This window comes from Stenotrophomonas maltophilia group sp. RY12688 (genome assembly GCF_052149045.1).
GTDB lineage: Bacteria > Pseudomonadota > Gammaproteobacteria > Xanthomonadales > Xanthomonadaceae > Stenotrophomonas > Stenotrophomonas sepilia.
On the sequence record NZ_CP197389.1, the window covers coordinates 1,072,597 to 1,098,093 of the forward strand.

Genomic DNA, 25,497 nt, shown 5'->3' on the forward strand with positions numbered 1-25,497 from the left:
ACGCGTTGCGTGGAGCGCCGGCGCACAGGCCGGCGCCCCCTCCCTCACATCGTCACCTTGCGCCGGTTGTCATCGCTCACCCGGTCGATCAGCTTGTTGTAGGGATCGAAGCCCGCTTCATCCGGCTTCCCGTGCACCGTCACCGTGATCTTCGGCTCGGCGCTGGTGATGTGGTGGCGCTGCAGGTACAGCACCTTCTGGTCGCGCTCCTTGCCCGACGGGCCGTTGGCGAACACGCCGATCTCGACCCAGTCATCCATCTTCGCGTCGCTCTCCTTGCCCTTGCCATCGGCGTACTGCTTGGCGGCGTGCAGGTCCAGGGTCACGTCGTAGCGCCCGTCATCGCGCTTGCGGGCGCTGGCGGCCATCACCCGGTTGTCGTAGAAGCTGATCTTCTCGAACAGATCGGTGACCAGCTGCTGGCGGTCAGCCGGGGTCTCGGCGCGGATGTAGCCCAGCAGCTCGCGTGAGGTGGTGTACGGCGGCTGCTGGTAGCCCTTGTCCTGCAGGAAGCGCTTCAACGCCCGGTTCAGGGCCTGCTCGCCGATTTCCTCGCGCAGCCGATAGAACACCAGCGAACCCTTCTGGTAGTGGATGTACTGCTGGTTCTCCACGCGCTCCAGCGGCTGTTCCTCGATGGCCTCGCCGCCGCGGCCGGACAGGTAACCGTCCAGCTCGCGCTTGAGGAACTGGCGCATATGCTGGCGGCCGTACTCCTGCTCCATCACCATCAGCGCCGAGTACTGCGACAACGATTCGGACAGCACCGTTGCGCCCTGCACGTTGGCACCAATCACCTGGTGCGCCCACCACTGGTGTGCGATCTCGTGCGCGGTCACGTAGAACACGTAGTCCACCTTGTCCGGGTCACGCAGGTCAGCGATGAAACCGATGGCCTCGGAGTAGGGGATGGTGTTGGCGAACGACTGCGCGAAGCGGGCATAGCCCGGGAACTCGATGATGCGTACCTGGCGGTGCTGGTACGGCGTGAAGTTCGCCTCGTAGTAGGCCAGTGATTTCTGCACCGCCTCGATCATCCGGTCCACGTTGTAGCCGTGCGCCGGGTCGAAGTAGACCTCGATCGGGATGTCCTTGTACTTCGCCTTGCGCACCTCCCAGCGTGCCGACAGATACGCGTAGAAGTTCAGCATGGGCCGGTCCATGGCATAGCTGAAGCAGCGCCGGCCATTCACCGTGGTCTCGTGCCGCAGGTAGCCCGGCGCCAGCGCGACCTGGTCCGGCGCGGTGCACACCGTGGTGCGGAAATCGAGCCAGTCGGCATCATTGGAGATATAGGTGTTGGCCCGCGCTGCCTCGTCTTCCAGCCTGGGCATGCGCCGCGGTTCACCGAGATCGCGCTTGCGGCGTTCGTTGCGGTCGCTGATCTCGGCGCCCTCGTTATAGCCGAAGGACGGCAGTACGCGGCTGTTGAAGAAGGTGCCGTTGTCGACGATGTTGCTCGGTGCCTGGCCAGCGGTGATGCCGTTGGGCTTCTGCACCACCCGGAAATGCACGCTGCGGGTTTCACCGGGTTGCAGCGGCCTGTCCAGCCGGTAGATGCGGTAGCCGAGATCCTTGTCGTGGAAGGTCAACTTCTGCCCGCCGAGGTCGGCGGCCAGCAGCTGCTTGTCGTCGCCCATTGAGACATGCAGGTCCTGGATGGGCTGCGCGTGCAGGTTGCGGATGGTCCAGTTCGCATCGATCACCATTGACTGCGATTCCGGGAACAGGTCCACGCGGTTGTCCACGGCGACAATGCGCGGCTGCGGCAGGTTGCGGTACTTCGACAGCTCGCGCTCGTAGCGGGCCTGCAGGTCCAGCTGCTGGTCGGGCGGGATGAACTCGTTGCGGATGTTGGTGCTCCAGTACAGCCAGCCGCCCACGCCGACGAACGCCACTGCTGCCAGCGCCGCAAAGGCGCCGGTAGGGCCGCGCAGGCGACGGCCAGCCAGCGCCAGGCGCTGGCGCAGGCCCTGGCTGACACCGCGTACCCAGAAGGCTGACGCCAGACACATCAGCGTCAGCAGGAACAGCGCCCAGTAGCCCTGGAAGGCCAGCTGCCCCGGCAGGAAGTGGCCGTAGCCGTTCATGTCCGAATAGGGCGCGTTGGGCCAGCTGCCGAAGTTGTACAGGTGCTGCGTGTAGTCGAGCAGGCCGAGCACGCCCTGGCCGATCATCACCACGATCAGCAGCGCGTAACCGACGAACTTGTTGTTGGTGAGTACCTGCAGCACCAGCGCCAGGCCCCCCATCAGGATGTAGACCACCGAATCCAGCGCCAGGCTGCGCAGGTACAGCAGCGGCTCCAGATGGGTGTAGCCCTTGGCCAGCTGCACGCCCATCGCGGCCAGCGCACCGGCGGCCTGGAAGCAGACGATCACCGCCAGCAGCGCAGTGAACTTGGCCAGCAGTGGCACCCAGTTCGGCACCGGCATGGCATCGGTCACTTCGTTGATACGCGCGCTGCGTTCCTTCCAGACCAGTTCACCGGCGAAGAACAGCACGATGATCACCAGCAGCCAGCTGAAGGCGCCCTGCAGGGCCATGATCATCTGCGAGGTGACCGGCCAGATCGAGGTGCCGTACAGGGTCTGCCGGAACAGCGCGCTGGGCAGGAAGTTGGCCAGGCCCAGCACCAGCAGCACGATGAACGGCACGCTGCGCAGCACGCCGCGTGTATCGAAGCGCACCTGGCGCAGGAACTGCCGCCACGCCGTGGTGGCGGTGAACGCCGGCACCACGCGCGGCAGTGCTGCGCGGGTGGGGCGGACACTGGCGGCATCGGCAACCGGTTGCGCCTGCCTGCGGCCCCAGCGCCGACGACCACTGCCGCTGCGTTCGGTACGGAACAGCGCGAAGGTGGCGGCGAACAGCGCGGCAGCCACACCCAACCACAGAGCACGGTTGGCCAGCAGGTAACCGGCCAGCTCGGGAATCCCGTTGTTGCGTTCGGCGGTGGACCAGTAGCGGATCGTGCGGCCGAGGGCGCGCATGCCCAGCGGTTCGCTCAGCACCGCGATCCACGTATTGTCGATGTCACGCAGCAGGGCCGCGCTGGCACCGTACAGCACCAGGTAGGCCACCAGGCCGATGTAGACCCACAGGATCGAGCGGGTCAGTGCCGCCAGCAGCGACAGCAGTGCGGTGGTGAACAACAGGTTCGGAATGACGATGACCGCGAACGTCCACGCATAGCCATGCCAGCTGATCGGGCCCATGCGCTCGGGATCGACCCACGGCATGAACGGTGCCAGCCACAGCCCGAACGCGATCACCACGTAAACCAGCAGCCCGGCGGCGAGGGCAGCGGCGATGCGCCCCGCCAGGTAGTCGCGGCGTTTCACCGGGCTGGCGAAGATCAGTTCGGCGGTGCCCAGTTCGAAGTCACGCAGCAGCGCATTGCTGACGAACAGTGCAGTGACCAGCATGCCGAGCAGGGTGAAGATGCCCAGCATCTGCGCGATCACGGTGGGCGCGTTGCTGTGCACGTTGCCGCTACCGCCACCGATCTGCACCGCATCGCTGGAGGCGGCGGCGAAGGCGAGCAGGGCGAACAGCCCGGCCAGCAGCCACAGCAGCGGGGAGCGCAGCTGCTCGCGCAGCTCGAAACGGAAGAAATCGAGGATCATGGTGTGCTCCGCTCAGGCTGCCGCGCGGGCACGGGCCTGCAGGCGCAGGCGCTGGAAGTACACGTCCTCAAGGTCGGGAGCCACGGCCGCGAAGCCATCGCCGGGGTCGTTGGCGCTGTGCACGTGGATCACTGGGCGGCCCCCGACCAGGCGGGTCGAGAGCACCACGTAGCGTGCTTCATGGTCGGCCAGTTCCGAAGGATCGACCTGCTTGCGCCAGACCTGCTGCTGCAGGGCATCGATGGCATCGGCCGGTCGCCCGGTCAGCAGCACCTGGCCCTTGTTCATGATCGCCATCGTCGGGCACAGGTCGGTCACGTCCTCGACGATGTGGGTGGACAGGATCACCGCCACGTTCTCGCCAATCGCCGCCAGCAGGTTGAGGAAGCGGTTGCGTTCCTCCGGATCGAGGCCGGCGGTGGGTTCGTCGACGATTACCAAGCGTGGGTCACCCAACAGCGCCTGAGCGATGCCGAAGCGCTGGCGCATGCCGCCGGAGTAGGTGCCCAGCTTGCGCTTGCGCGCGTCCCAGAGGTTCACCTGCTGCAGCAGTCCATCGACCACCTCGCGACGCTGGGCGCGCTGGGTCAGGCCCTTGAGCACCGCGAAATGTTCCAGCAGGTCCAGCGCGCTGACTTTCGGGTACACGCCGAAATCCTGCGGCAGGTAGCCCAGCCGGCGGCGCACCGCCTCCTTGTCGCGCAGTACGTCGATCGGCGCCTCGCCCGGAATGCTGAGCGTCGCCGTGCCGCTGTCGGCCTCCTGCAGGGTGGACAGCGTGCGCATCAGCGACGACTTGCCAGCGCCGTTCGGGCCGAGCAGGCCGAACATGCCGCGCGGGATGTCCAGGGTGACGTTGTTGAGGGCATGCACGCCGTTGGCGTACGTCTTGGACAGCGAATCGATCTTCAGCACTTGGCAGCTCCAGGAGAAGAGGCGGACCGAGGTGGAATCGACCGGGCGACCTGAAATCGGGTTGCCGGCCTTGAAGGCTGAAACTCTGGGACGTGCAGCTGCAACGTCCTATAGGACATGTCCCAGAGATCACCGATCTTCGCGGATGTCCTGCAGGCGCAGGGCTGCAACACCGGATCGCATGCGATGGGCTCCCGTTCGACCACCAGCTGGCAGTTCAGGAGGGGTGCCACCGATATGCCACACGTGCGTCGTGTTTATCGCTTACGAGCAGGCAGGCGTCATCCGCCGTTGGTCATGGGGGGAGAATCCCGCCATCGTGCGTTGGCCGGAGCGCCGGCCCAGCGGCGCCTACCCGCGCAGGGATGATTCGCGCACGACCAGCTTCACCGGGATGCTCTGGCTGTCCACCGGCTGCCGGCCGATCAGCGTCAGCAGGCGCTCCACCAGCAGCTGCCCGGCCTGCTTGGTGTCCTGCTGCACCGTGGTCAGCGCCGGGGACACCGAGGCGGCCAGCGGGATATCGTCGAAGCCGGTCACCGCCACGTCCTGCGGCACCCGCAGTCCGGCCTCGCGCAGGGCGCGCATCGCACCGATGGCGATCAGGTCGCTGGCGGCGCAGATCGCGTCGATCGGCTCGCCGCGCGCCAGCAGCGCCTGGCAGGCCTCCTGGCCGGAGGCCTCGGTGGTGATCGCATCGTGCTGCAGCGCCGGTTCGGCGGCCAGGCCGTGGTCCTGCAGCGCCGCGACATGGCCGCGGTAGCGCTCCTGGAATTCGGGGTAATGGCTGGAGGCATGGCCGAGGAAAGCGATGCGTTGGCAGCCCTGCAGCAACAGGTGGGTGGTGATGTCATGCCCGCCCTGGAAGTTGTCGCTGCCGATCGAGACACCGGGCTGGCCGGGCAGGGCGGCGCCCCAGCGCACGAAGTGCGTGCCCTGTTCAACCAGCCGCTGCAGGCGGTCGCGCGATTCGTGGTAGTCGCCGTAGCCGAGCAGGATGATGCCGTCGGCCTTGTTGCTGTCTTCGTAATCGGCCTGCCAGTCGGTGGACAGCTGCTGGAACGACACCAGCAGGTCCTGCCCGTGCAGGGCGCAGGCGCGGGTGATCGAGCCCAGCATCGAATGGAAGAACGGGTTGATCAGCGAATCGTCGTTGGTCGGGTCCTCGAAGAACAGCAGGGCCAGCGTGCCGGCATTGCGCAGGCGCAGGCTGGAGGCGTTCTTGTCGACCTTGTAATTCAGCTCGCGGGCGATGCGCAGGATGCGCTCGCGGGTCTCGGCGTTGACCATCGGGCTGCCACGCAGGGCCCGCGACACGGTCGGCTGGGAGACCCCGGCCAGGTGGGCGATGTCCAGGGAGGTGGCTTTGCCTTTGATCGTCATGGGCGGGCGGAGCGGGCAGGTGGAAGGTGCCCGGGCATGATGCCATGCGCAGACGCGAATGCCTCTCTGGACGTCGGTCGGGGCGAAGGTAAGTCATTGCCGGACAAGGAAATCAGCCTGACCCTTCGGTGCGGTCGGGGTCTCCTGACCGGGCGGACGGCGGCGGCAATGGTAAGATGCGTCGTTCTCGCATTCCCCAAAATTTCACCAGGGGCGGCCCAGCGTACTGCACCCCGCCCGGGGCTGTGCTATCACTGGCGGTCTGCCCTTGGACAACGGACGAAGGTACCTATGGCGCGCGGCATCAATAAAGTCATCCTGGTCGGCAATCTCGGCAACGACCCGGACGTGAAGTACACCCAGGGCGGCATGGCGATCACCCGCATCAGCCTGGCCACCACCAGCGTCCGCAAGGACAAGGATGGCAACCAGCAGGAGCGCACCGAATGGCACCGCGTGGTGTTCTTCGGCAAGCTCGGCGAGATCGCCGGCGAGTACCTGCGCAAGGGCAGCTCGGTCTACGTCGAAGGCAGCCTGCGTTACGACAAGTACACCGGCCAGGACGGCGTGGAGAAGTACTCCACCGATATCATCGCCGATGAAATGCAGATGCTGGGCGGCCGCGGTGAAGGCGGCGGCGGTGGTGGCGGCAACTACGGCGGCGATCGTCCGCAGCGCCAGCAGGCGCCGCGCCAGGAGTATGGCGGCGGTGGCCAGCGTGGCGGCCAGGGCGGTGGCTATGGAAACCAGGGCGGCAACCAGGGTGGCGGTTACGGCAACCAGGGCGGCAACCAGCGTCCGCAGCCGCAGCAGGCGCCGCCGATGGACGACTTTGCTGACGACGATATTCCGTTCTGATTCCTACTTGACGGTTTTAGTGTTGATAGAGGCCCTCATCGTTGTGGATGGGGGCTTTTTTTCGTTAGGCAGAATCCGGCCGTGATCTAACCATCTACTTGCGGCAGGGTGTTGATGGATGACTGGCGACACACCATAGCGAATCAGAATGGAGAGCGGCACGGGAAAGCCGTCTGCTCGAACCCATCGCTGGTGCATGGCTTCGGCGGGTCTTGATACGGCGTGCGAAGGACAGGCATAAGCCTAACGAGCTGGCGCGGGGCTGTCGCATACTCTGTGGACACGGTTACCGCGGGCCTATGCTCAATTGCGGTGTGCTTCTTCAAAGCTTGTCTTGTCGCACAAAATCTGTCATTAGCTTGCTCTAGGATTTGCCCATCCCCAGCAAGGTTGGGGGAGAGAAGATGTTCGTTCCGCGCATTAAGGATTGATGTCGGATGGAGTCCTTTGGCCGGACTTGCCAGCTGTATTTCACATGGAGCGTGTACCAATGGCATTTGCAATGCCCCTGCGCAGTCACAAGGCTGCCGCGATTCTCTCCTTCTGCCTGGCATTAGGCGGCACATCGACGGCAAGTGCAGCCACCTACTACGGTCCTCCCTACAAGGTCCAGTCGTTTCGCGGGGTTGGCTCGTTTGAGAGCATCGGTGCTGCGGTCAATTTCCTGGTTGGGAAGATCCAAGCCCCTTGCCAACAGGACCCCAAGTGCACCAAGCCGCCCGTTGTCACGGTGCGATACGGCACCGACGGCTGGGCTGCGACGATCTACGTCAATGGAAGTGTTAGTGACAACGTTTTTGCTTCCGAGATACTGATTGGACAGCCCCAGAAGAACTTCGGCGGGTGCCAGAAGCGTTGTTCGGCCGGGCTTGGCTCCGCTACCGATGGAACTGGTGCTCGAGGTGCTGCTGACAGTGCTTCAAAGGCTAACGCCCGTGATCCAGGAAGCCCGTTTGAGGGTGATCCGATCAATACCTCCACTGGCAACTTCTATCGGCAGGAAACGGACTTCGAGTCTCCGTCAGGCCTGATGTTCCGGCGGTTCTACAACAGTTCTGCTCGTGCCCCGGGTTCTTCTTTGGGTCGTCAGTGGCGCCATCTTTTTGATCGGCGACTCGAAGTGCTTGCACCCACCACGGGAGCGGCCGGAGACCGCACGTTCATCCGTGCCATTCGGCCGGATGGCAGTTCAGAGCTGTTCACTCGAACCCCGAGCGGCTGGATCGTCGATGCTGATGTCGCAGACGTGCTCGTCGATCGAGAGGCGGGCACTGGCTATGCATTGCAGTTAGCGGCCAACCGCCAGACCGAAATCTACGATGCAACAGGCTTGCTGAAGGAGGTCTATGACTCTGCAGGCAGGAAGCTTCTGTCCTTGCAGTATTCAGACGCAACCACGCCGGCAGACGTAGCGCCAGTCGCTGGGCTCCTGTTGACTGTTGGCGACGTCAGCGGGCGCACCTTGAACTTTAAGTATGATGCATCATCGCGTTTGACCACGATGATGTTGCCAGACGGTGCATCGCAAACGTTTGGCTACAACCCCGCAGGACAGCTTGCCTCGGTGACCTATCCGGATACCACAAGCAAGGGCTACATCTACAACGAAACAGCAAACAGTCCCACTGTCGCAGGCACGTCCTTCCTCACAGGAATTGTGGATGAGAAAGGCGTCCGTTACGAGACCATAAAGTTCGACTACAACCATCGCGCCTATCACGCAGAGTTCGCTGGCGGAGTTGATACCACAACCTTGGACTACGCCGCTTCCACCTGGAAGGGAACGCTGCCAGTAACCGTCAAGGGGCCGCTCGGAGCCACTTCCAAGTTGGGCTTCGTGGATACAGGAAAGGGGCGTTTGATGCCCGCGGGCGGTTCGGCCCCCTGTGGCGACCAGTGCAACCAACCCTACAAAGCCATGACCTATGACACGAACGGCTACCCGGCGTCGGTCACGGACTTCAAGGGAATCACCACAAGGACCACGTACACGGCAGACGGGCTACTGGCCGAACAGGTTGACGCCGCCGACACCCCACAGCAGCGCACCACGACGACCACGTGGGATAGCGCACTCCGTTTGCCCCTGAGTCGGGTGGTAAAGAACTCTGCGGGCGTGGCCGTTTCCAGCAGTTCATGGAAGTACAACGCGTTGGGCCTGGAGGTCGCGCGGTGCGAGGTGGATCCTGCCAATTCGGCTGCGGTCGGGTATGCGTGCGGAGCTGCGACCAATGCGCCCGCTGGGGTTCGTCAATGGACCGCCGCCTACTGCTCGGCGGTGGATGCCACCCAATGCCCGCAAGTCGGTCTTGTCCTTGCCGAAGACGGGCCGCGGTCCGATGTTCAGGACGTTACCAGGTACAGCTACTACCTGACCGCGGATGAGTCGGGTTGCGGCGTTCTCGGGGGCTCCTGCCACCGCGCTGGTGACCTTCAGTCCGAGATCAATGCTCTCGGTCAAGTGACGACACGGCTGGCCTACGACCGAAATGGACGTGTCAGCCGCCTTCGAGACGCGACCGGCACGATCCATGATTTTGGCTATTCCACTCGAGGCAAGCTCACCTCGATAACTGCGCGGAACAGCGTGGACGGAGCTGCGTCTACCAACGATCGAGTGACCTCCCTTTCCTATGATGCGACAGGTAATGTCGCATCGCTTGTTGACCCCGATGGAGTATCCCTCAGCTACACCTACGATGATGCGCACCGTCTCGTCCAGATCAATGACGGGGCCGGGAACCACATTCGCTACACCCTCGATGTGGCAGGCAATCGCACCAAAGAGGAGGTGTTCGACGCAGGTGGTGGACTGAAGCGTTCGCTCTCTCGCGTTTACAACAAGTTGGGGCAACTGGTGTCCCAGAAGACGGCAGCGGGGAATTCAACCGACTTTACGTATGACCTGGCGAACAACGTCCAGCTCATCACCGATGCCCTGAAGCGCAAGACGCAGTTTGACTACGATCCCTATGGAAGGCCCAGCAGGGTGCTTCAGGACGTTTCCGGAATGGCGGTCGAGACGCGATACGAGTATGACGTCGAAGGCCGGACCACCAAGGTGGTCGATCCCAAAGGCCTGGCGACCATTTACGGCTATTCAGGGCTGGGCGACTTGTTGAGCCGCCAGAGTCCTGACACGGGCGCAACCACTGCCAGTTACAACAGTGCAGGGCAGCCGGCGAAGCAGGTTGACGCCAATGGCACGGCTAGCAGCTACACATACGATGCCCTGGGACGCGTGGTGCGCAAGGTTTATGGGGACCAAGCGATTGTTGCGTCATACGTGTATGACCAAGTCGAGGACATCTGCTCAGCTGGTGAGTCGTTTGCAAGCGGGCGGCTCTCATCCATGCAGGATGACGGCGCTAAAACCCAGTATTGCTACGATCGCGCCGGCAATGTGACGCGCAAGGTGCAGACGTCATCGGGGCCGAGCGTAGGCGTCAGCTATGCCTATACCAATGCTGGCCGACTTCGTTCTGTCACCTATCCTGACGGAATGGTGGCGGACTACAAGCGAGATGCAGCCGGCATGGTCACCGAGATCGGCGTGACGCGACCGGGGGCTGCTCGTGTCGTGTTGCTTTCCAGTGCAAAGCGCCATCCCTTCGGCCCCACTGCGGGCTGGGCCTACGGCAACGGGCGTACGCTGGCGCGAGACGTTGACCAGGATTACCGTCCGTCAGCGTTGATCGGCAGTGGCTCGGGAGCACTGAATGCAGCCTTCTCGTTCAGTGCCGTGGGCGAGTTGACCGGCCTCACCTCCGGAGGGACTGGGGCAACGTCCGTATCGCTGACCTATGACGCATTGAGCCGACTGACTGCCTTCAAGGATGCGGCGACTGGCTCGATCATCGACAGCTACACCTACGACGCCACGGGCAATCGCACGTCCGCGAAGGTCAATGGAGTTGATCAAGCCTACGTCTATCCGTCAGACAGTCATCGCCTGCAAAGCGTCGGGGGCGTGTCGCGTGCCTACGATGCGGCTGGCAATACGCTTTCGATCCAAGGCGTGGAACGGGAGTTTGCTTACAATGCAATGGGACGCCTGAGTGCCGTGAAGCGAAACGGCACGGTTGCTGCGGAATACCATTACAACGATCTTGGCCAGCAGATCGCCCGTAAGGCCGGAGATGCCTCAGCGCTGAGTCTCTACGATGAGCGCGGGCAATGGCTGGGGGAATACGACCAGGCGGGTATTGCGCGTCAGCAGGTGATTTGGTTGGACAACCTGCCTGTCGGATTGCTGAAGGGTAGCGCGCTCTACTACGTTCAGCCGGATCATCTGGGCACCCCTCGCGTTGTCGTTGACCCAGCCCGTGACGTCGCAGTTTGGAGTTGGGATCTGAAGGGGGAAGCGTTCGGTGCGACGGCACCAAACGAGGATCCGGACCAGGACGGCACGCTGTTTGAGTTCGCGATGCGCTTCCCTGGGCAGCGATACGACGCTGAAAGCGGCCTTCACTACAACGTTCAGCGTGACTACGATCCCGCCAGTGGCCGCTTCGTGACGTCAGACCCGCTCGGATTGCAGGGGGGAATCAGCACCTATGGCTACGTGAAGGGCAACCCTCTCACCTCGGTTGACCCGGATGGGATGCTGGCAATTCCTTTGCTGCCCCCGCCCCCCGTGGTCACGGGCGCCCCGGGTGCCGTTGGGGCGTACAATGGGGGCGACCTCAGCAATCCGAACGGCAATTGGGATTTTGGTCCAAAGATCAACAGCGATAGCCTTAGTAATGCCCTTAAGGCGGGTGAGATGCTGGGGGTTGGGCCAAACGGTCTTCTTGGACCGAATGGTATCCTGAACCCGCAGAGTTCCGCGTCCAAGATGGCGGTTGCGTTGATTCGGTCGGCATGTGCGGATGGGGAGGATGATCTCGAGGCAGACTGCCAAGAGCACATTCAAGCCTGCAAAGTGACATGCACGCGCGCAGGCGGTGACTTCAGACAGCCTGGTGTGTGGGGGGGAAGCTTCGTTCGTTGCATGACCGGCTGCGTCCCGCACCGCTGTCAAGACTTGATCAAGGAGAGCGATGTCAATGGATATTAGGAGTGCCAAGTTGCTGCTGGAGTCGGGCGACTTGGATGGTGCTCGTAAGCAACTGTTGGAGATCGTTGAGCGTGATCCCTCTTCCGAGCGCGCTTGGCTATTGTTGGTCGGCCTCGGTTTTCGAACAAATGACGCGAATCTATCGCTGCAAGCGTTGCGCCAGCTTGAAAAAACCCGACCGCGTGATGCGTTCGTTGTTTCTGGGTTGGTGGACTGTTTGATTCAGCTGGAGCGCTATGGCGAGGCGAAGGAGGTCATTCGCGCCTTTTCGGATGCAGCCGTTCCTGGAATTCCTGCTCACGATACCGTGCTGCAAGAACATCGCAGAGCACTTCAGTTCATCAACGATAGACTTGAGGCTATAGACAGGAGCTCAGGCTCACCCTGACAGCTGGTCCTGCGTCATTCATCGGCCGGCTGCATGCAATGCAGTAGCCGGCCGCCTTGGTTGGTGGCAGGATTAACTAATCAGGAAATCTTGAGGCGATGCTCCCTTAGCAACCAGCAGGGCCATCCACTTAGGCTGCCTTCCGCGCCCAGTCCAGGTCTCTTCAGGATTCGCCGGATTGCGATACTTCGGAGCCACCTTGCCCAACTTACGGCTTTGGGTGATTTTCCGACCTTTTGCATTCTTTGGCTTGTCTGCCGTCGCTGCTGAGGGGAGGGCATACAACTCCTCTATCGTGTAAGCATGATCCTTGACTTATTTGTTGATCTTAGCTCGCATGGCTGCGGCTTTGGGCCGAGTCAGCACTTTGGTTTGCTGTTTTTCTGCCTGAGTGATGAGGGCTTTGAGTTCTTTGGCCAACAGGCCGCTGACATCAATGGTCATCTGTTTGATCCGAGCGGTGAGGGCTTTAGGGTAATTCCAAATGGAATCCGATGCGAACGCTCGCAGGGGCGCCCAAGCCCTCCTTCAGAATTCGGTAAGGCCCAGGCAACAGTTGCAGATCTACGGGTAGAACTTGCCTGGGTCGCTTAGGGAAAGTCTGCAAAACCTCCCCTGGCAGATCTGTAATTAACGTCAAGCATCCATGACAATTGCTCTATGGATCAAATCACCCTGAGCTTGGACCCACTGCCCAAGAAGACCCGCAAGCAAGTCTTTCTCGACGAAATGAACCGGGTTGTGCCCTGGGCAGCACTGGTGGCCCTCATTGCCCCGTTCGCTCGCGGTGCGCACCGAGTCTTGGGCGGGCGCCCGCCGTTTCCCATTGAGCCCATGTTGCGCATTCACTGCCTGCAACTGTGGTGGAACCTGAGTGATCCTGCGATGGGGGAAGAACTGCACGAGCGGCCGCTGTATCGGCGCTTTGCCGGCCTTGATGGCGCAGCACGCATGCCTGATGAAACCACCATCTTGCGTTTTCGCCATCTGCTGGAAAAACACCAGCTGGCCCCGCAGATACTGGCTGCAATCAACACCGGCCTGGCTCAGCAAGGCTTGATGCTCAAGACCGGCACCATTGTCGATGCCACCCTCATTGCCGCGCCCAGCTCGACCAAGAACAAGGATGGGCAGTGCGATCCGCAAATGCACCAGACCAAGAAGGGCAATCAGTGGTACTTCGGCATGAAGGCGCACATTGGCGTGGATGCCGACACAGGCCTGGTGCATACCGTCATTGGCACGGCGGCCAACGTCAACGACGTGACGCAGGCAGTGGGCTTGCTGCACGGTAAGGAAAAGCATGCGTGGGGCGATGCGGGCTACCAAGGCGTGGACAAGCGCCAGGAACTGCAGGGCAGCAAGGCGAAATAGCACGCGGCCATGCGCCCAGGCAAGCGCAAGGCACTGGACCTCAAGCAGACACAGCACCAGCTGCTGGATGAGGCCGAGAAGATCGAAGCCAGCGTGCGGACGGAAGTGGAACATCCGTTTCGAGTGATCAAACAGCAGTTTGGCTACGCCAAAGTGCGCTACCGGGGCCTGCAGAAGAACACCGATCGCCTGATGATGCTGTTTGCACTGGGCAATCTGTGGATGGCCAGGAAGCGTTCGGTGCGACGGCACCAAACGAGGATCCGGACCAGGATGGCACGCTGTTTGAGTTCGCGATGTGCTTCCCTGGGCAGCGATACGACGCTGAGAGCGGCCTTCACTACAACCTTCAGCGTGACTACGATCCCGCCAGTGGCCGCTTCGTGACGTCAGACCCGCTCGGATTGCAGGGGGGAATCAGCACCTATGGCTACGTGAAGGGCAACCCGCTTACCTCGATTGACCCCGATGGGATGCAGGCAATTCCTTTGCTGCCCCCGCCCCCCGCGGTCACGGGCGGCCCGGGTGCCGTTGGGGCGTACAATGGGACAGACCTCAGCAACCCGAACGGTAACTGGGGTTTTGGCCCAAAGATCAACAGCGATAGCCTCAGAAATGCCGTTAAGGTGGGTGAGATGTTGGGGGCAGGTCCGAACGGCATTCTGAATCCGAATAGCCCAGCGTCGCGGATGGCTGTTGCATTGATCAGATCTGCGTGTGCCGACGGGGATGACGATGACTTCATTGCTGACTGCCAAAGCCATATTCAGGGCTGTAAGACTACCTGCACGCGCGCTAAGGTTGATTTCGATCAGCCGGGCGTCTGGGGTGGGAACTTGGCACGCTGCATGCTTGGGTGCGTTCCCTATCGGTGTCAGAAGTTAATGAAGCAGAGCGACCTTGATGGATATTAATGAAATTACCAAGATGCTTGAGGCGGGTGACGACAATGGCGCGCGTCACCACCTTTTGGATCTTGTAAGGCGCGATCCCGCTAGTGCGGTCGCGTGGTTGTTTCTTGTTGGGATTGGTTTTCGGAGCGATGATGCGGAGTTGTCCCTCTGGGCGCTTCGTGCGCTTGAGAAGCTTCGTCCTCGCGATGTGTTGGTCGCGTCTGGACTCGTGGACTGCCTGCTTCGGCTGGAACGATATGAGGAAGCTAAGGAGGTCATTCATGCCTTCTCCAAGATTGCTTGTCCTGGTGTACCCGCCCATGACGCAGTCCTCGAAGAGCATCGCAGGGCCCTTCAGTTCATCAACGATATCGTTGAGGCTGCAGGTGACGAAGACGAATAGCTGACGCGTTCGCTAATCGCGAAGCCTTGGCTTGATCGATTACTTTCGCTCGACGTCACGAGCTCTACGCCTTGATGAGGTTGCTCTCCCAGCCGTGCGTGGCTGGCAGCGTTGTCTTCGATGAATTTCTCAAGCTTTTGCGCGAGTACATTATTTTTGATTCGTCCCAAGGCAGGCGTTGCCTTGGTTTGGATGATGAGGATGGCGAAGTTCTTGGGCCTGGATGAAGTAAAGGAATGGCTAGAAGGCGGGGATATCCCTGGCGCGCGCCTGCCGGGCTGTGTCGATGCTCTTGACTGGCGGGTGCACCTGACGAGTGCAGATGACTACGTTCGAACAGGCTCAATCGAACAGAACGCCTGTCTTGCTTGACCAGCGAGGATTTGTTTACACGTTTGGTAGTCACAACCGCTCTGATTCCTACTGGACACTTTTAGTGTTGATAGAGGTCCCCATCTTTATGAATGGGGGCTTTTTTCGTTTGGCAGTATCCGGTCGTGCCCCAGCCTTCTACCTACGGCGAGATGTTGATGGATGAGGGACGAAACATCTGAGCTAATCAGATTTGAGAACGGAGAGCAGTACGGGAAGAAGTCTGCTCGAGTCCATCGCTGGCCGGGGAGGCAATCATCAGCATCGGCCCGTTTCGACTATGGATCTGTGCAGGGTCTCGGCGGGTCTTGATGACGGCGTGCGAAGGACGGCCATAAGCCTGGCGAACTGGCGCGGGACTGTCGCAGATCCTGCGGACACGGTCACCGCGGGCCTATGCCCAATTGCGCTGTTCTTCACCAAAGCAAGCCCAATGGCCGAGCCTTGGAGCCCGCTCAAGGAACCAATACATTTGGCAGATCCCTGATAAGGTCACACAGCTGTGCAAACGCCTTTTGGTCCGTCTTCCCCCACGTTTCTGGTGAGCCGATGAATACCACTGCGCAAATTTCGTGCCTCATCCTTTGCGTTCTGCTTGGGTCTTCCGTGTCCGCGCGGCCGCTTGCAGAGAGACTCGCGGCGGACATTGAGATGGCCGAACACTCTATTCTTGCCTCGCTGGTGGTGCACAAAAGTTCCGAGAGCAAGTCACTGTGCTCTCAGACGCCATATGCTTGTGTAGGAGCAGACGGTGCTGAGCTTGGTCTCGCCTTGATAGGGGGCAGCAGGAGTGCTGCCGCTCCTCGGCACTTGGTTGAGCTGTCGCGATTTCGTATGGATGGAGCGCTTTCCGAGGACTACAAGTGCTACCTCGCCGCGCATGGCAATTCAACGGTTCAGGCCGCGTCGAAGCTGGATGCCAAAAAGCTGGCAGGGCAATGCATGTCCGAACTTGCTGCTTTCAAACGTCGGGCCGGCGCTGCAAAGTTCGACGTGGCGCCCGAGAATATTTGCAGCTCAGTGGCGGACATCCAGCGATCCCTGCGTGAAGCTGTCCGGCTAGCCAATGCAGGCGGTGAATGTGACGGCTTCTGAGTCGGTCGTCGGAAAAAGCTGATGCGTACGTGATTCGCGAAGCCTTGGCTTGGTTGACTAATGTCGCTCGACGTCGCGAGCTATACAGTTCTGCAATCCGCCGGCTCCGAGGCAGGGCTGGGCCCTGGCGGTGGGGTGCACCCGGATGCAGAACGAAGACATCCAGGAACTGGCTGATATGGTTCGTGAGGCTACGAACGCCCGGTGATCATTCAATGCCTCTGAGAATAGGGCCAATGCCTTGGCTCGGGGCATCGAAGTTCTACTGACTTTGCTCGCTCGCTTGAGAAAAAAGCCAGTAGATTTCATCTCAGGCGACTGATCTGGTTAGAAAAGAAAGCCCCGCCAATGCGGGGCTTTTCTTTCTGCGCGATGTCGTTGGCATTGTGCTTCGCAGCATCAATTTTCGTGCACCGCAACTTGCAAGCATCCAATTTCATCCCCTATGGTGCAATCGATTGCATTGCTGTGAATCGTTGCGTTTGATACCGGTTGGGAGGCCGGCAGGTGGATGTCCATCCATTCGATCAGACCGGCTCCGGCGACGGGCCTCACGCGGCGTGATGCGTTGCGCATGGCGGTTGCTGGAGGCGTAGCCCTGGGTACTGCGGGAGCGTTGCCTGCATTCGCCGCCACCGCAGCGCTCAAGGGCAACCTGAAGCACTCCGTGGCGCGTTGGACCTTCCCGCAGCTGTCGGTCGCCCAGCTCTGCACGACGGTGAAGGACATCGGCTTCGCCGCCATCGACCTGGTCGGCCCGGAAGACTGGCCCACGCTGAAGGCGAACGGCGTCTACAGCTCGATGTGCAATGGCGCGGAGCTGGGCCTGACCAAGGGCTTTGCCGGCCGCGAATTCCACGACCCGCTGGTGGAGCGCTACACGCGGCACATCGACCTGGTCGCCGATGCCGGCTACCGCAACCTCATCTGCTTCTCCGGCAACCGCAACGGTATGGACCCGCAGGACGGCATGGCCAATGCCGAGGCCGGCCTCAAGCGCATCCTCGGGCATGCCGAGAAGCGCGGTGTGGTGCTGGTGATGGAACTGCTGAACTCCAGGGTCGATCATCGCGACTACCTGTGCGACCACTCTGCCTGGGGCGTGGAGCTGTGCCAGCGGCTCGGCTCGGACAACTTCGGCCTGCTCTACGACATCTACCACATGCAGATCATGGAAGGCGACATCATCGCCACCATCGGGAAACACCACGCCTGCTTCAAGCATTACCACACCGCAGGCGTGCCCGGCCGGAACGAGATCGGGGACCGGCAGGAGCTGAACTATCCGGCCATCTGTCGCGCGATCCGCGACACCGGTTTCAAGGGGTATCTGGCGCAGGAGTTCATGCCTGCCGCGCCCGATGCCGTTGCTTCATTACGCGAGGCGATCCGCCTCTGCGACGTCTGAAACGATATCCACCCAGGTGAGAGACCCATGGCAGATAATCACTACGACGCCATCGTTGTTGGCTCAGGAATCAGTGGCGGTTGGGCGGCAAAAGAGCTGACCGAGAAGGGCCTGAAGGTCCTGATGCTGGAACGAGGACGCAACATCGAGCACGTCAAGGACTACGTCAATTCGATGAAGGAGGCGTGGGATTTCCCGCATCGCAACCGTCCGACGCAGGCGATGAAGGCCGCTTTTCCGGTGCTGATGCGCGACTACGGCCTCGCCGAGAACCTGGAAGGAATGTGGGCCAACGAGCAGGACTCACCCTACATCGAAACCAAGCGTTTCGACTGGTTCCGTGGCTACCACGTCGGTGGCCGCTCATTGTTGTGGGGCCGGCAGAGCTATCGCTTCTCCGACCTGGACTTCGAGGCGAATCTCAAGGACGGCATCGCCACCGACTGGCCGATACGCTACCCCGACATCGCGCCGTGGTACGACCATGTGGAAAAGTTTGCGGGCATCGCCGGCACGCGCGAGGGACTGGACGTGCTGCCGGATGGTGAGTTCCTGCCGCCGATCCCGTTGAACATCGTCGAGAAGGACGTGGCCGCACGGATCAAGAAGGCCTTTGGTGGCACGCGGCACATGATCCACTCGCGCACTGCCAACATCACCCAGCCGATGCCCGAGCAGGGGCGCGTGAACTGCCAGTATCGAAACAAGTGCATTCTGGGCTGTCCCTTTGGTGCCTACTTCTCCACCCAGTCGGCGACGCTGCCGGCGGCGATGAAGACCGGCAACCTGACCCTGCGGCCGTTCTCGATCGTCAAGGAAGTGCTCTACGACAAGGATCGCAAGCGCGCGCGTGGCGTGGAGGTGATCGACGCCGAGACCGGGCAGACCTATCAGTACACGGCCAAGGTCATCTTCCTCAACGCGTCGTCCTTCAACTCGACCTGGCTGCTGATGAACTCGGCCACCGATGTCTGGGAGGGGGGGCTGGGTTCTTCGTCGGGCGAGCTGGGGCACAACGTGATGGACCATCATTTCGGTGCGGGTGCCTCGGGCCGGGTCGAGGGCTACGAAGACAAGTACTACTTCGGCCGCCGTCCGTGCGGCTTCTACATTCCGCGGTTCCGCAATGTCGCCGCCGACAAGCGTGGCTACCTGCGCGGATTCGGCTACCAGGGCGGTGCCAGCCGCACCGGCTGGTCGCGCGAGATCGCCGAGCTGAACATCGGTGCCGACCTGAAGGAGGCGCTGACCGTGCCGGGTGACTGGCGCATCGGCATGACCGGGTTCGGTGAAATGCTGCCGCACCACGACAATACGATCCGCCTGGACCGCGACCGCAAGGACAAGTGGGGGCTGCCGGTGCTGGCGATGGACGTTGCCATGCGTGCCAACGAACTGGCGATGCGCAAGGACATGGCCGCTGACGCCGCCGAGATGCTGGAGGCGGCCGGGGTCAAGGACGTGAAGATGCACGACAACGACTACGCCCCGGGCAAGGGCATCCATGAGATGGGGACTGCGCGTATGGGACGTGACCGGAAGAGCTCGGTGTTGAACGCGCACAACCAGGTGTGGGATGCGCCCAATGTGTACGTCACCGACGGTGCCTGCATGACCTCCAGCGCCTGCGTGAATCCGTCGCTGACCTACATGGCGCTGACCGCGCGCGCGGCCGACCACGCGGTACACGAACTGAAAGCGGGGAACCTGTGATGGATCGCCGCGAACTGCTGAAGATGATCGTCGCCGCCACCGGTGCGGCGATGGTTGGCCTGCCAGCGCTGGTACATGGCAAAGCACCAGCGGCCGGGATGATGGCCGCGTTCTCCGATGCCGAAATCGGCACGCTGGACGAGATTGCCGAAACCATCCTGCCGCGGACCCGGACACCCGGGGCGAAGGACGCGGGCGCCGGTGCGTTCATGGCGACGTTCGTCAGCGACTGCTACACCGCCAGGCAGCAGGCGGTGTTCCGCGCCGGGCTGGCGGACATCGACAAGCGCGCCGGTGGCCGCTTCGTGTCGCTCACGCCGGAGGCGCGCACCGGGTTGCTGCGTACACTGGATGCCGAAGCCAAGGCGCGCAACGCAGACGTGACCGAGACCGGAACGCCCGAAGAGGGCGAAGCCATGCCGCATTACTTCACGATGATCAAGCAGCTGGCCATCTTCGGCTTCTTCACCTCCAAGGTCGGTGCGACCGGGGTGCTGCAGTACGTCGCCGTGCCGGGGCGCTACGACGGTGACCTCGCCTATGTCCCCGGCACACCTGCCTGGGGGACCAGCTGATGGACACCAACCTGATGATCCGCCCTGCGTTGATCACCGCCGGCCTGCTGGCCGCTGCATCTGCGTTCGCACAGGATAATGCCGACGCTGTGCGTGACCCGAAGAAGACCGAAGTGTGGACCCCTGTGCCCGCGACCGTGGCAACGCCACCTGGCAAGGCACCGTCCGATGCGATCGTGCTGTTCGATGGCAAGGATGTCTCCGCGTGGGAGGCGGAGCAGGGTGGCCGCGTGCCCTGGAAGGTTGCCGGAGGCGCCATGACGGTTGTTCCGGGCAGCAAGGGCATCCGCACCCGGCAACGCTTCTGCGATGTCCAGCTGCATGTCGAGTGGCGAACGCCCACCGAAACGAAGGGCTTCGACGGCCAGAACCGGGGCAACAGCGGGATCTTCCTGCAGGAACTGTATGAACTGCAGGTGCTCGACAGTTACCACAACCCGACCTATGCCAATGGCCAGGCGGGTTCCATCTACAAGCAGGCCATGCCACGGGTGAACGCCTCGCGCGCACCGGGCCAGTGGCAGGTCTACGACATCATCTGGAAGGCCCCGCGCTTCTCGCCGGGCGGCGGCCTGACGTCGCCCGCACGGATCACCGTGCTGCACAACGGCGTGCTGGTACAGGACGACACCGTGCTGGCGGGCAGGACCGAATACATCGGTGCGCCTTCGTACGCACCGCATGGGTGCGCGCCGCTGTATCTGCAGGAACATGACTCCAAGGTCAGCTACCGCAACATCTGGGTGCGCGAGCTGTAGCGCTCACCGGCTACTTCGCCAGGTAGCTGGCGATGTCATCGATCTCCTGCTGTGACAGCTGCGGGAAGGGTGGCATCAGGCCGCCGCCCTTCCTGATCCTGTCCTTGACCTGGGCGGGCTGCAGCCGCTTGCCGACATCGGTGAGCGCCGGGAACGTCGGTGGTACACCGGTGCGTTCAGCACCGTGGCAGGCAGTGCAGTGCTGGGCGTAGAGTTTCGCACCCGCGGCCGGGTCGTCCTTGGCCCACGCTGCCGTCGCAACGTTCATGCCGCCCAGAGCCACGGCCACTGCCAGGATCATTTTCATGTGGGGCTCCTTGATGCGTCAGCGGTCGGCGCGGGTGGGCGGGTTGGTAGTCAGGTGTTCACGCAGGTAGTCCGCGCCGGCCTGGATGACCTTGGCGGGGTCGCGTGGCTGGTCGTGTTCGACGATGTACCACTGCACGCCAGCGTTGGCGGCGGCTGGCAGGATCGCGTTCCAGTCCAGCACGCCCTGGCCGACCGCAGCGAATCCACCTTCGTCTTCGGCCTGGCCCTTGGGCGCATTGTCCTTGGCGTGTACCGCAAATACGTGGCCGCGGAACTTGCCAAGCATCACGGCCGGGTCCAGGCCCGCGCGCGCGACCCAGGCCAGGTCCAGTTCGGTCTGCAGCTCGGGGCCGGCGGCGTCGAACAGCAGCTCCAGTCCGGTTCTGCCATTGAAGTCGACCAGCTCGAAGTCGTGGTTGTGGTAGGCCAGCTGCATCCCCCTGCCGCGCACCTGCCTGGCAATCCGGCCCAGCTCCCGTCCCAATGCGGTCCAGCCGGCGGCATCGCGCGGGCGGTCCTTCTGGTCCAGGTAGGGCACCACCAGCGTGCTGTTGCCAATCGAGCGGTTGAAGGCCACCACGGCATCCAGGTTGTCGCGCAGCTCGGGCAGCTGAACGTGCGACGAAACCGCTTTGATCGAGTAACGGTCCAGCAACTGTTTCAGTTCCGCAGCGCTTGCATTCTGCGTACCGACGGTTTCCACCGCACGCACGCCCGCGTCGTGGACGATCTTCAGCTGTTGGTCAAGCGGGCCGGCGTTGCGCAGCGTGTACATCTGCACGGCGATGGGCTTCTGCGCACCGGCTGTGTTCCCTGCGAAGGCGGGCAGGACTGCGAGCAGCAGCAGGACGAGGGTTGCAGTTCTACGGACAGGGATGTTCATCAACAGATCCTCCCGGGATTCAACCGATGGTGGTCCAGGTGCGTGACCTGGCCGATGCAATGACACGATCAACGATCCGCGCCGAGCGCAGGCCGTCTTCGAAGGTGGGCAGGCCCTGCGGCCGCTCGCCTTCAATGGCGCGATAGGTGTCGGCCACGAACGCTTCGAAGCACTGCCCGTAGCCCTGCGCGTGCCCCGCTGGCAGCGGCGACAACCGGCGTTGTTCGGCGCTGCCGGCGCCCGGGCCGCGCACGAAGATTTCCTCGCGCTGTTCGGGCAGGCCGATCCACAGCCGCTCGGCATCCTCCTGGTTGAACGCCACGCTGGCGTTGGCGCCGTCGATCTCGAACCAGAGCCGGTTGTGGCGTCCGGCCGAGACCTGGCTGACCGTCAATGACGCCAGCGTGCCCGCGCCGGTCCTGAACATCGCTGCGGCCACGTCCTCGCTCTCGACCGCTTGCTTTGCGCCGTCTGTCGCCGGCGTGCTGAAGCTCTGGGAGGTGGTTGCGCTGCGTTCGGCGATCACCGTGGCAAACGCCGCGTTCACTTCGGCGAAGCACTCGCCGCTGACCCATTCAACCAGGTCGCACCAATGCGACCCGATGTCAGCGAACACGCGCGATGTACCACCCAGTGCCGGGTCAACCCGCCAGTTGTTGCTGGCCGGGTCCAGCAGCCAGTCCTGCAGGTAGCTGCCATGGATCAGGTGCAGTGGCCCCAGATCGCCCTGCGCGATGCGTGCACGTGCCTCGCGGACCACCGGGTGGTAGCGGTAGACGAAGGGGACGGTGGCGATCAATCCGGTCGAGGCGGCCAGCGCCGCCAGCGCCTGCGCATCGTCCAGCGTCGTCGCCAACGGTTTCTCGCAGATCACGTGCTTGCCGGCTTCCAGTGCGGCCTGCGCCATCGTGCGGTGCAGATGATTGGGCGTGCAGATGTGCACGACCTGTACCTGGGGATCAGCGACGACGTCCTCGATATCGCGATAGGCGCGCGGGACATTCCACGCGTGCGCCACCTCGCGCGCGCGCTGCGGCGACGAGGCGGCCACGCCGCGCACCTCGGCGCCAGCCAGCAGTGCCGCGCGGCGATGCACCGCACCGATCATGCCGGTACCAATGATGGCGATTCCAAGCGGGGGCATCGGCTGGTCTCCTCAGGGGGTGGACGACGCGGCCGCAGCTACCGGGCGGTCGCGGAACAGCAGCAGGAAGGCGATCAACACCACCAGTGCGACGCCGGCCGGGAACAACCAGATCTGCTGCCAGTCCGGGCCCGCTGCAGTGGTGAAGTGCTCCACTACCGCGCCGGACAGGAAGGTGCCGATCAGCATGCCCACGCCATAGGTGGCCAGGGTGATGAAGCCCTGCGCGCTGCTGCGCGCGGCGGGGCCGGCGTGGGCATCGGTGTAGATCTGGCCGGTGACGAAGAAGAAGTCGTAGCAGATGCCATGCAGTACGATGCCGATCACAAGCAGGGAGAAGCCACTGCCCGCATCGCCGAAGGCGAACAGCGCGTAGCGCACGACCCAGGCCGCCATGCCGACCGCCAGCATGGTCTTCACCCCCAGCCGCACGAACAGGAACGGCATGGCCAGCATCAGCAGCACTTCGGAGACCTGGCCCAGCGACTGCAGTCCGGCGGCGCCGTGCACACCGAGGTCGTTGAGATACGGATTGGTGAAGTTGTAGTAGAACGACAGCGGGATGCAGATGGCGATGGAAGCCAGGAAGAACACCAGGTAGGCGCGCGACTTCAGCAACCGCAATGAATCCAGCCCCAGGATCTGTCCCAGCCCGGCATCGCGCTGCTGCGCCAGCGGCGGCGTGTGCGGCAGGGTGAACGCATACAGGCCCAGCACCAGCGATGCCAATGCGGCCATGCGGAAGGTCAGTTCAAGCCGGTGCGCCTGTTCCCAGCCCAGCCAGCCGATCAGCACCCCGGCGATGATCCAGCCGATGCTGCCGGCCACGCGTACCAGCGGGAACTGCTTCTCCGGCGATTGCATGTGCCGCATGGCGACGCTGTTGGCCAGTGCCAGCGTCGGCATGAACAGCAGCATGTAGCCCATCACGCAGGCGGAGAACATGCTGAAGCTGGTGGCGGTGGACGCCAGCCACATCAGCACCGCGCCTGCCAGGTGCAGTATCGCCAGGATGCGCTGCGCCGCGAAGTAGCGGTCTGCGATCAGGCCGACCAGGAACGGCGCCACGATGGCGCCGATGGACTGGCTGAGGAACGCCGTTGCCACCTGGCTTGCGCTGGCCTGCAGCGGGCCCTGTACCAGGTAGGTACCCAGGGTGACGAACCACGCCCCCCAGATGAAGAACTGCAGAAACATCATCGCGCCCAGGCGCGACATGGCGTGCGTCATGGCTTGCCCTCCCGGGGCGGTCGTGGCTCAGATTCCCAGCATGCGGCGCAGTGATCCAGCGTCCGTGTCGCTCCCGGCAAAGTCGTCGAAGGCGCGTTCGGTCACATGGATGATGTGATCGCGGATGAAGGCGGCACCCTCGCGCGCGCCGTCCTCCGGGTGTTTCAGGCAGCACTCCCATTCCAGCACCGCCCAGCCGGGGAAGTCGTACTGGGCGAACTTCGAGAAGATCGCCTTGAAGTCGATCTGGCCGTCACCGGGTGAGCGGAACCGGCCCGGACGATCGATCCAGTCCTGGTAGCCGCCATACACGCCGCTGCGCGCGCTGGGGCGATACTCCGCGTCCTTGACGTGGAAGATGCCGATGCGGGCGTGGTAGCGGTCGATGAAGCCGAGGTAGTCCATCTGCTGTAGCAGCAGGTGGCTGGGGTCGTACAGGATCTTCGCGCGGGGATGATGGTCGACCTCATCGAGGAAGCGCTCGAAGGTCGCGCCGTCGTGCAGGTCCTCGCCGGGATGGAGTTCGAAGCACAGGTCCACGCCGCAGGCGTCGAACACATCCAGGATCGGGCGCCAGCGACGGCCCAGTTCGGCGAAGGCTTCTTCCACCAGGCCCGGCGGGCGCTGCGGCCACGGATAGAAGTAGGGCCAGGCCAGCGCACCGGAGAAGGTGGCGTGCGCGGTCAGCCCCAGGCGCTGGCTGGCCTGCGCGGCGAGCCGCAGCTGCTCCACGGCCCAGGCCTGGCGCGCGGGCGGGTTGCCGCGCACGTCGGCGGGTGCGAATCCGTCGAACAGCCTGTCGTAGGCGGGATGGACCGCGACCAGCTGCCCCTGCAGGTGGGTCGACAGTTCGGTGATCTGCAGGCCGTGCCCGGCCAGCATGCCGGCAACATCGTCGCAGTACGCCTGGCTGCGTGCCGCCGCGGCCAGATCGAACAGGTAGGGCGCGGAGGTGGGAACTTGTACGCCAGAATAGCCCAGACCCGCGGCCCATCCGGCCAGCGTGTCCAGCCGATCAAAAGGAGCTGTGTCGCCGATGAACTGCGCCAGGAACAGCGCTGGACCCTTGAGCGTCTTCAACGTGATTCGCCCTCGATGCAATCGATTG

General features: G+C 62.9%; 19 protein-coding genes and 2 pseudogenes. 12 read left to right on the forward strand and 9 right to left on the reverse strand.

Annotated features, from left to right (window positions below; all coding sequences use genetic code 11):
* Positions 1-44 precede the first annotated feature (44 nt).
* From ACS0OT_RS04985 to ACS0OT_RS04995, 3 genes are all read right to left on the reverse strand, one after another.
* Positions 45-3,629 (reverse strand): ABC transporter permease/M1 family aminopeptidase, encoded by a 3,585-nt coding sequence (locus tag ACS0OT_RS04985; protein ID WP_442256064.1) that lies wholly within the window; start codon positions 3,627-3,629, stop codon positions 45-47.
* Between the two features lie 12 nt (positions 3,630-3,641).
* Positions 3,642-4,544 (reverse strand): ABC transporter ATP-binding protein, encoded by a 903-nt coding sequence (locus ACS0OT_RS04990; protein WP_065177906.1) that lies wholly within the window; start codon positions 4,542-4,544, stop codon positions 3,642-3,644.
* Positions 4,545-4,895: 351 nt separating this feature from the next.
* Positions 4,896-5,927 (reverse strand): LacI family DNA-binding transcriptional regulator, encoded by a 1,032-nt coding sequence (locus ACS0OT_RS04995; protein ID WP_005415628.1) that lies wholly within the window; start codon positions 5,925-5,927, stop codon positions 4,896-4,898.
* A 291-nt stretch (positions 5,928-6,218) separates the two neighbouring features.
* Between ACS0OT_RS04995 and ACS0OT_RS05000 the strand changes: the two genes are divergently transcribed.
* The 3 genes from ACS0OT_RS05000 to ACS0OT_RS05010 all read left to right on the forward strand — a co-directional run bounded on the left by ACS0OT_RS05000 (position 6,219) and on the right by ACS0OT_RS05010 (position 12,232).
* Complete coding sequence (locus tag ACS0OT_RS05000) at positions 6,219-6,785, forward strand: single-stranded DNA-binding protein (RefSeq protein ID WP_164229256.1); 567 nt, start codon at positions 6,219-6,221, stop codon at positions 6,783-6,785.
* A 490-nt stretch (positions 6,786-7,275) separates the two neighbouring features.
* On the forward strand, positions 7,276-11,844 hold the full coding sequence (locus ACS0OT_RS05005) for an RHS repeat-associated core domain-containing protein (RefSeq protein WP_442256065.1): 4,569 nt from the start codon (positions 7,276-7,278) through the stop codon (positions 11,842-11,844).
* A gap of 10 nt (positions 11,845-11,854) precedes the next feature.
* Positions 11,855-12,232 carry a tetratricopeptide repeat protein gene (locus tag ACS0OT_RS05010; RefSeq protein WP_180895445.1) on the forward strand — a complete coding sequence of 126 codons (378 nt, stop codon included), beginning with the start codon at positions 11,855-11,857 and terminating at the stop codon, positions 12,230-12,232.
* Between the two features lie 72 nt (positions 12,233-12,304).
* Here ACS0OT_RS05010 and ACS0OT_RS05015 read toward each other — a convergent pair.
* Positions 12,305-12,676, reverse strand: a pseudogene (locus ACS0OT_RS05015) (H-NS histone family protein).
* Positions 12,677-12,892: 216 nt separating this feature from the next.
* On the opposite strand from ACS0OT_RS05015, the pseudogene ACS0OT_RS05020 reads away from it, so the two are divergent.
* The 9 genes and pseudogenes from ACS0OT_RS05020 to ACS0OT_RS05060 all read left to right on the forward strand — a co-directional run.
* Positions 12,893-13,840: pseudogene (locus ACS0OT_RS05020) on the forward strand (IS5 family transposase); the annotation flags it as partial.
* Positions 13,825-14,520 (forward strand): RHS repeat-associated core domain-containing protein, encoded by a 696-nt coding sequence (locus ACS0OT_RS05025; RefSeq protein WP_442256066.1) that lies wholly within the window; start codon positions 13,825-13,827, stop codon positions 14,518-14,520. The pseudogene ACS0OT_RS05020 and the gene ACS0OT_RS05025, both read left to right, overlap by 16 nt.
* The gene (locus ACS0OT_RS05030) at positions 14,510-14,902 is read left to right on the forward strand and encodes a tetratricopeptide repeat protein (protein WP_235649504.1); all 393 of its coding nucleotides are present in this window, start codon (positions 14,510-14,512) and stop codon (positions 14,900-14,902) included. Before ACS0OT_RS05025 ends, ACS0OT_RS05030 begins: the two co-directional genes overlap by 11 nt.
* Before the next feature lie 201 nt (positions 14,903-15,103).
* Positions 15,104-15,274 (forward strand): hypothetical protein, encoded by a 171-nt coding sequence (locus tag ACS0OT_RS05035; protein WP_196769395.1) that lies wholly within the window; start codon positions 15,104-15,106, stop codon positions 15,272-15,274.
* A 549-nt stretch (positions 15,275-15,823) separates the two neighbouring features.
* Positions 15,824-16,369 (forward strand): Imm57 family immunity protein, encoded by a 546-nt coding sequence (locus ACS0OT_RS05040; RefSeq protein ID WP_196769394.1) that lies wholly within the window; start codon positions 15,824-15,826, stop codon positions 16,367-16,369.
* A 511-nt stretch (positions 16,370-16,880) separates the two neighbouring features.
* Positions 16,881-17,777, forward strand: coding sequence for a hydroxypyruvate isomerase family protein (locus tag ACS0OT_RS05045; RefSeq protein ID WP_329844054.1), 897 nt, complete (start codon positions 16,881-16,883; stop codon positions 17,775-17,777).
* A gap of 27 nt (positions 17,778-17,804) precedes the next feature.
* The gene (locus ACS0OT_RS05050) at positions 17,805-19,490 is read left to right on the forward strand and encodes a GMC oxidoreductase (RefSeq protein WP_442256067.1); all 1,686 of its coding nucleotides are present in this window, start codon (positions 17,805-17,807) and stop codon (positions 19,488-19,490) included.
* Entirely contained in the window at positions 19,490-20,065 is a 576-nt protein-coding gene (locus tag ACS0OT_RS05055) for a gluconate 2-dehydrogenase subunit 3 family protein (RefSeq protein ID WP_005415638.1), read from the forward strand. The genes ACS0OT_RS05050 and ACS0OT_RS05055 overlap by 1 nt, the downstream gene beginning before the upstream one ends.
* A complete protein-coding gene (locus tag ACS0OT_RS05060) occupies positions 20,065-20,823 on the forward strand; it encodes a 3-keto-disaccharide hydrolase (protein ID WP_065186013.1) in 759 nt (252 codons plus the stop codon). The genes ACS0OT_RS05055 and ACS0OT_RS05060 overlap by 1 nt, the downstream gene beginning before the upstream one ends.
* Positions 20,824-20,833: 10 nt before the next feature.
* Here ACS0OT_RS05060 and ACS0OT_RS05065 read toward each other — a convergent pair whose 3' ends face one another.
* From ACS0OT_RS05065 to ACS0OT_RS05085, 5 genes are read right to left on the reverse strand one after another with little or no spacing between them, the layout of a single operon-like run.
* The gene (locus ACS0OT_RS05065; protein WP_005415640.1) at positions 20,834-21,130 is read right to left on the reverse strand and encodes a c-type cytochrome; all 297 of its coding nucleotides are present in this window, start codon (positions 21,128-21,130) and stop codon (positions 20,834-20,836) included.
* An 18-nt stretch (positions 21,131-21,148) separates the two neighbouring features.
* Complete coding sequence (locus ACS0OT_RS05070) at positions 21,149-22,015, reverse strand: sugar phosphate isomerase/epimerase family protein (protein ID WP_164092698.1); 867 nt, start codon at positions 22,013-22,015, stop codon at positions 21,149-21,151.
* A gap of 19 nt (positions 22,016-22,034) precedes the next feature.
* Positions 22,035-23,159 (reverse strand): Gfo/Idh/MocA family protein, encoded by a 1,125-nt coding sequence (locus tag ACS0OT_RS05075; protein ID WP_065186012.1) that lies wholly within the window; start codon positions 23,157-23,159, stop codon positions 22,035-22,037.
* A gap of 12 nt (positions 23,160-23,171) precedes the next feature.
* Positions 23,172-24,389, reverse strand: coding sequence for a nucleoside permease (locus tag ACS0OT_RS05080; protein ID WP_005415643.1), 1,218 nt, complete (start codon positions 24,387-24,389; stop codon positions 23,172-23,174).
* Positions 24,390-24,416: 27 nt separating this feature from the next.
* Positions 24,417-25,469 (reverse strand): sugar phosphate isomerase/epimerase family protein, encoded by a 1,053-nt coding sequence (locus tag ACS0OT_RS05085; protein ID WP_065178149.1) that lies wholly within the window; start codon positions 25,467-25,469, stop codon positions 24,417-24,419.
* Between the last annotated feature and the right edge of the window lie 28 nt (positions 25,470-25,497).

Bases quoted from the DNA above. Each gene is read 5' to 3' on its own strand.
- ACS0OT_RS05030 (WP_235649504.1), top strand. From the start codon at position 14,510: ATGGATATTAATGAAATTACCAAGATGCTTGAGGCGGGTGACGACAAT.
- ACS0OT_RS05045 (WP_329844054.1), top strand. From the start codon at position 16,881: ATGTCCATCCATTCGATCAGACCGGCTCCGGCGACGGGCCTCACGCGG.
- ACS0OT_RS05065 (WP_005415640.1), bottom strand. From the start codon at position 21,130: ATGAAAATGATCCTGGCAGTGGCCGTGGCTCTGGGCGGCATGAACGTT.
- ACS0OT_RS05060 (WP_065186013.1), top strand. From the start codon at position 20,065: ATGGACACCAACCTGATGATCCGCCCTGCGTTGATCACCGCCGGCCTG.
- ACS0OT_RS05000 (WP_164229256.1), top strand. From the start codon at position 6,219: ATGGCGCGCGGCATCAATAAAGTCATCCTGGTCGGCAATCTCGGCAAC.
- ACS0OT_RS05005 (WP_442256065.1), top strand. From the start codon at position 7,276: ATGGCATTTGCAATGCCCCTGCGCAGTCACAAGGCTGCCGCGATTCTC.
- ACS0OT_RS05080 (WP_005415643.1), bottom strand. From the start codon at position 24,389: ATGACGCACGCCATGTCGCGCCTGGGCGCGATGATGTTTCTGCAGTTC.
- ACS0OT_RS05050 (WP_442256067.1), top strand. From the start codon at position 17,805: ATGGCAGATAATCACTACGACGCCATCGTTGTTGGCTCAGGAATCAGT.
- ACS0OT_RS05055 (WP_005415638.1), top strand. From the start codon at position 19,490: ATGGATCGCCGCGAACTGCTGAAGATGATCGTCGCCGCCACCGGTGCG.
- ACS0OT_RS05070 (WP_164092698.1), bottom strand. From the start codon at position 22,015: ATGAACATCCCTGTCCGTAGAACTGCAACCCTCGTCCTGCTGCTGCTC.
- ACS0OT_RS05075 (WP_065186012.1), bottom strand. From the start codon at position 23,159: ATGCCCCCGCTTGGAATCGCCATCATTGGTACCGGCATGATCGGTGCG.
- ACS0OT_RS05035 (WP_196769395.1), top strand. From the start codon at position 15,104: ATGGCGAAGTTCTTGGGCCTGGATGAAGTAAAGGAATGGCTAGAAGGC.
- ACS0OT_RS05040 (WP_196769394.1), top strand. From the start codon at position 15,824: ATGAATACCACTGCGCAAATTTCGTGCCTCATCCTTTGCGTTCTGCTT.
- ACS0OT_RS04985 (WP_442256064.1), bottom strand. From the start codon at position 3,629: ATGATCCTCGATTTCTTCCGTTTCGAGCTGCGCGAGCAGCTGCGCTCC.
- ACS0OT_RS04995 (WP_005415628.1), bottom strand. From the start codon at position 5,927: ATGACGATCAAAGGCAAAGCCACCTCCCTGGACATCGCCCACCTGGCC.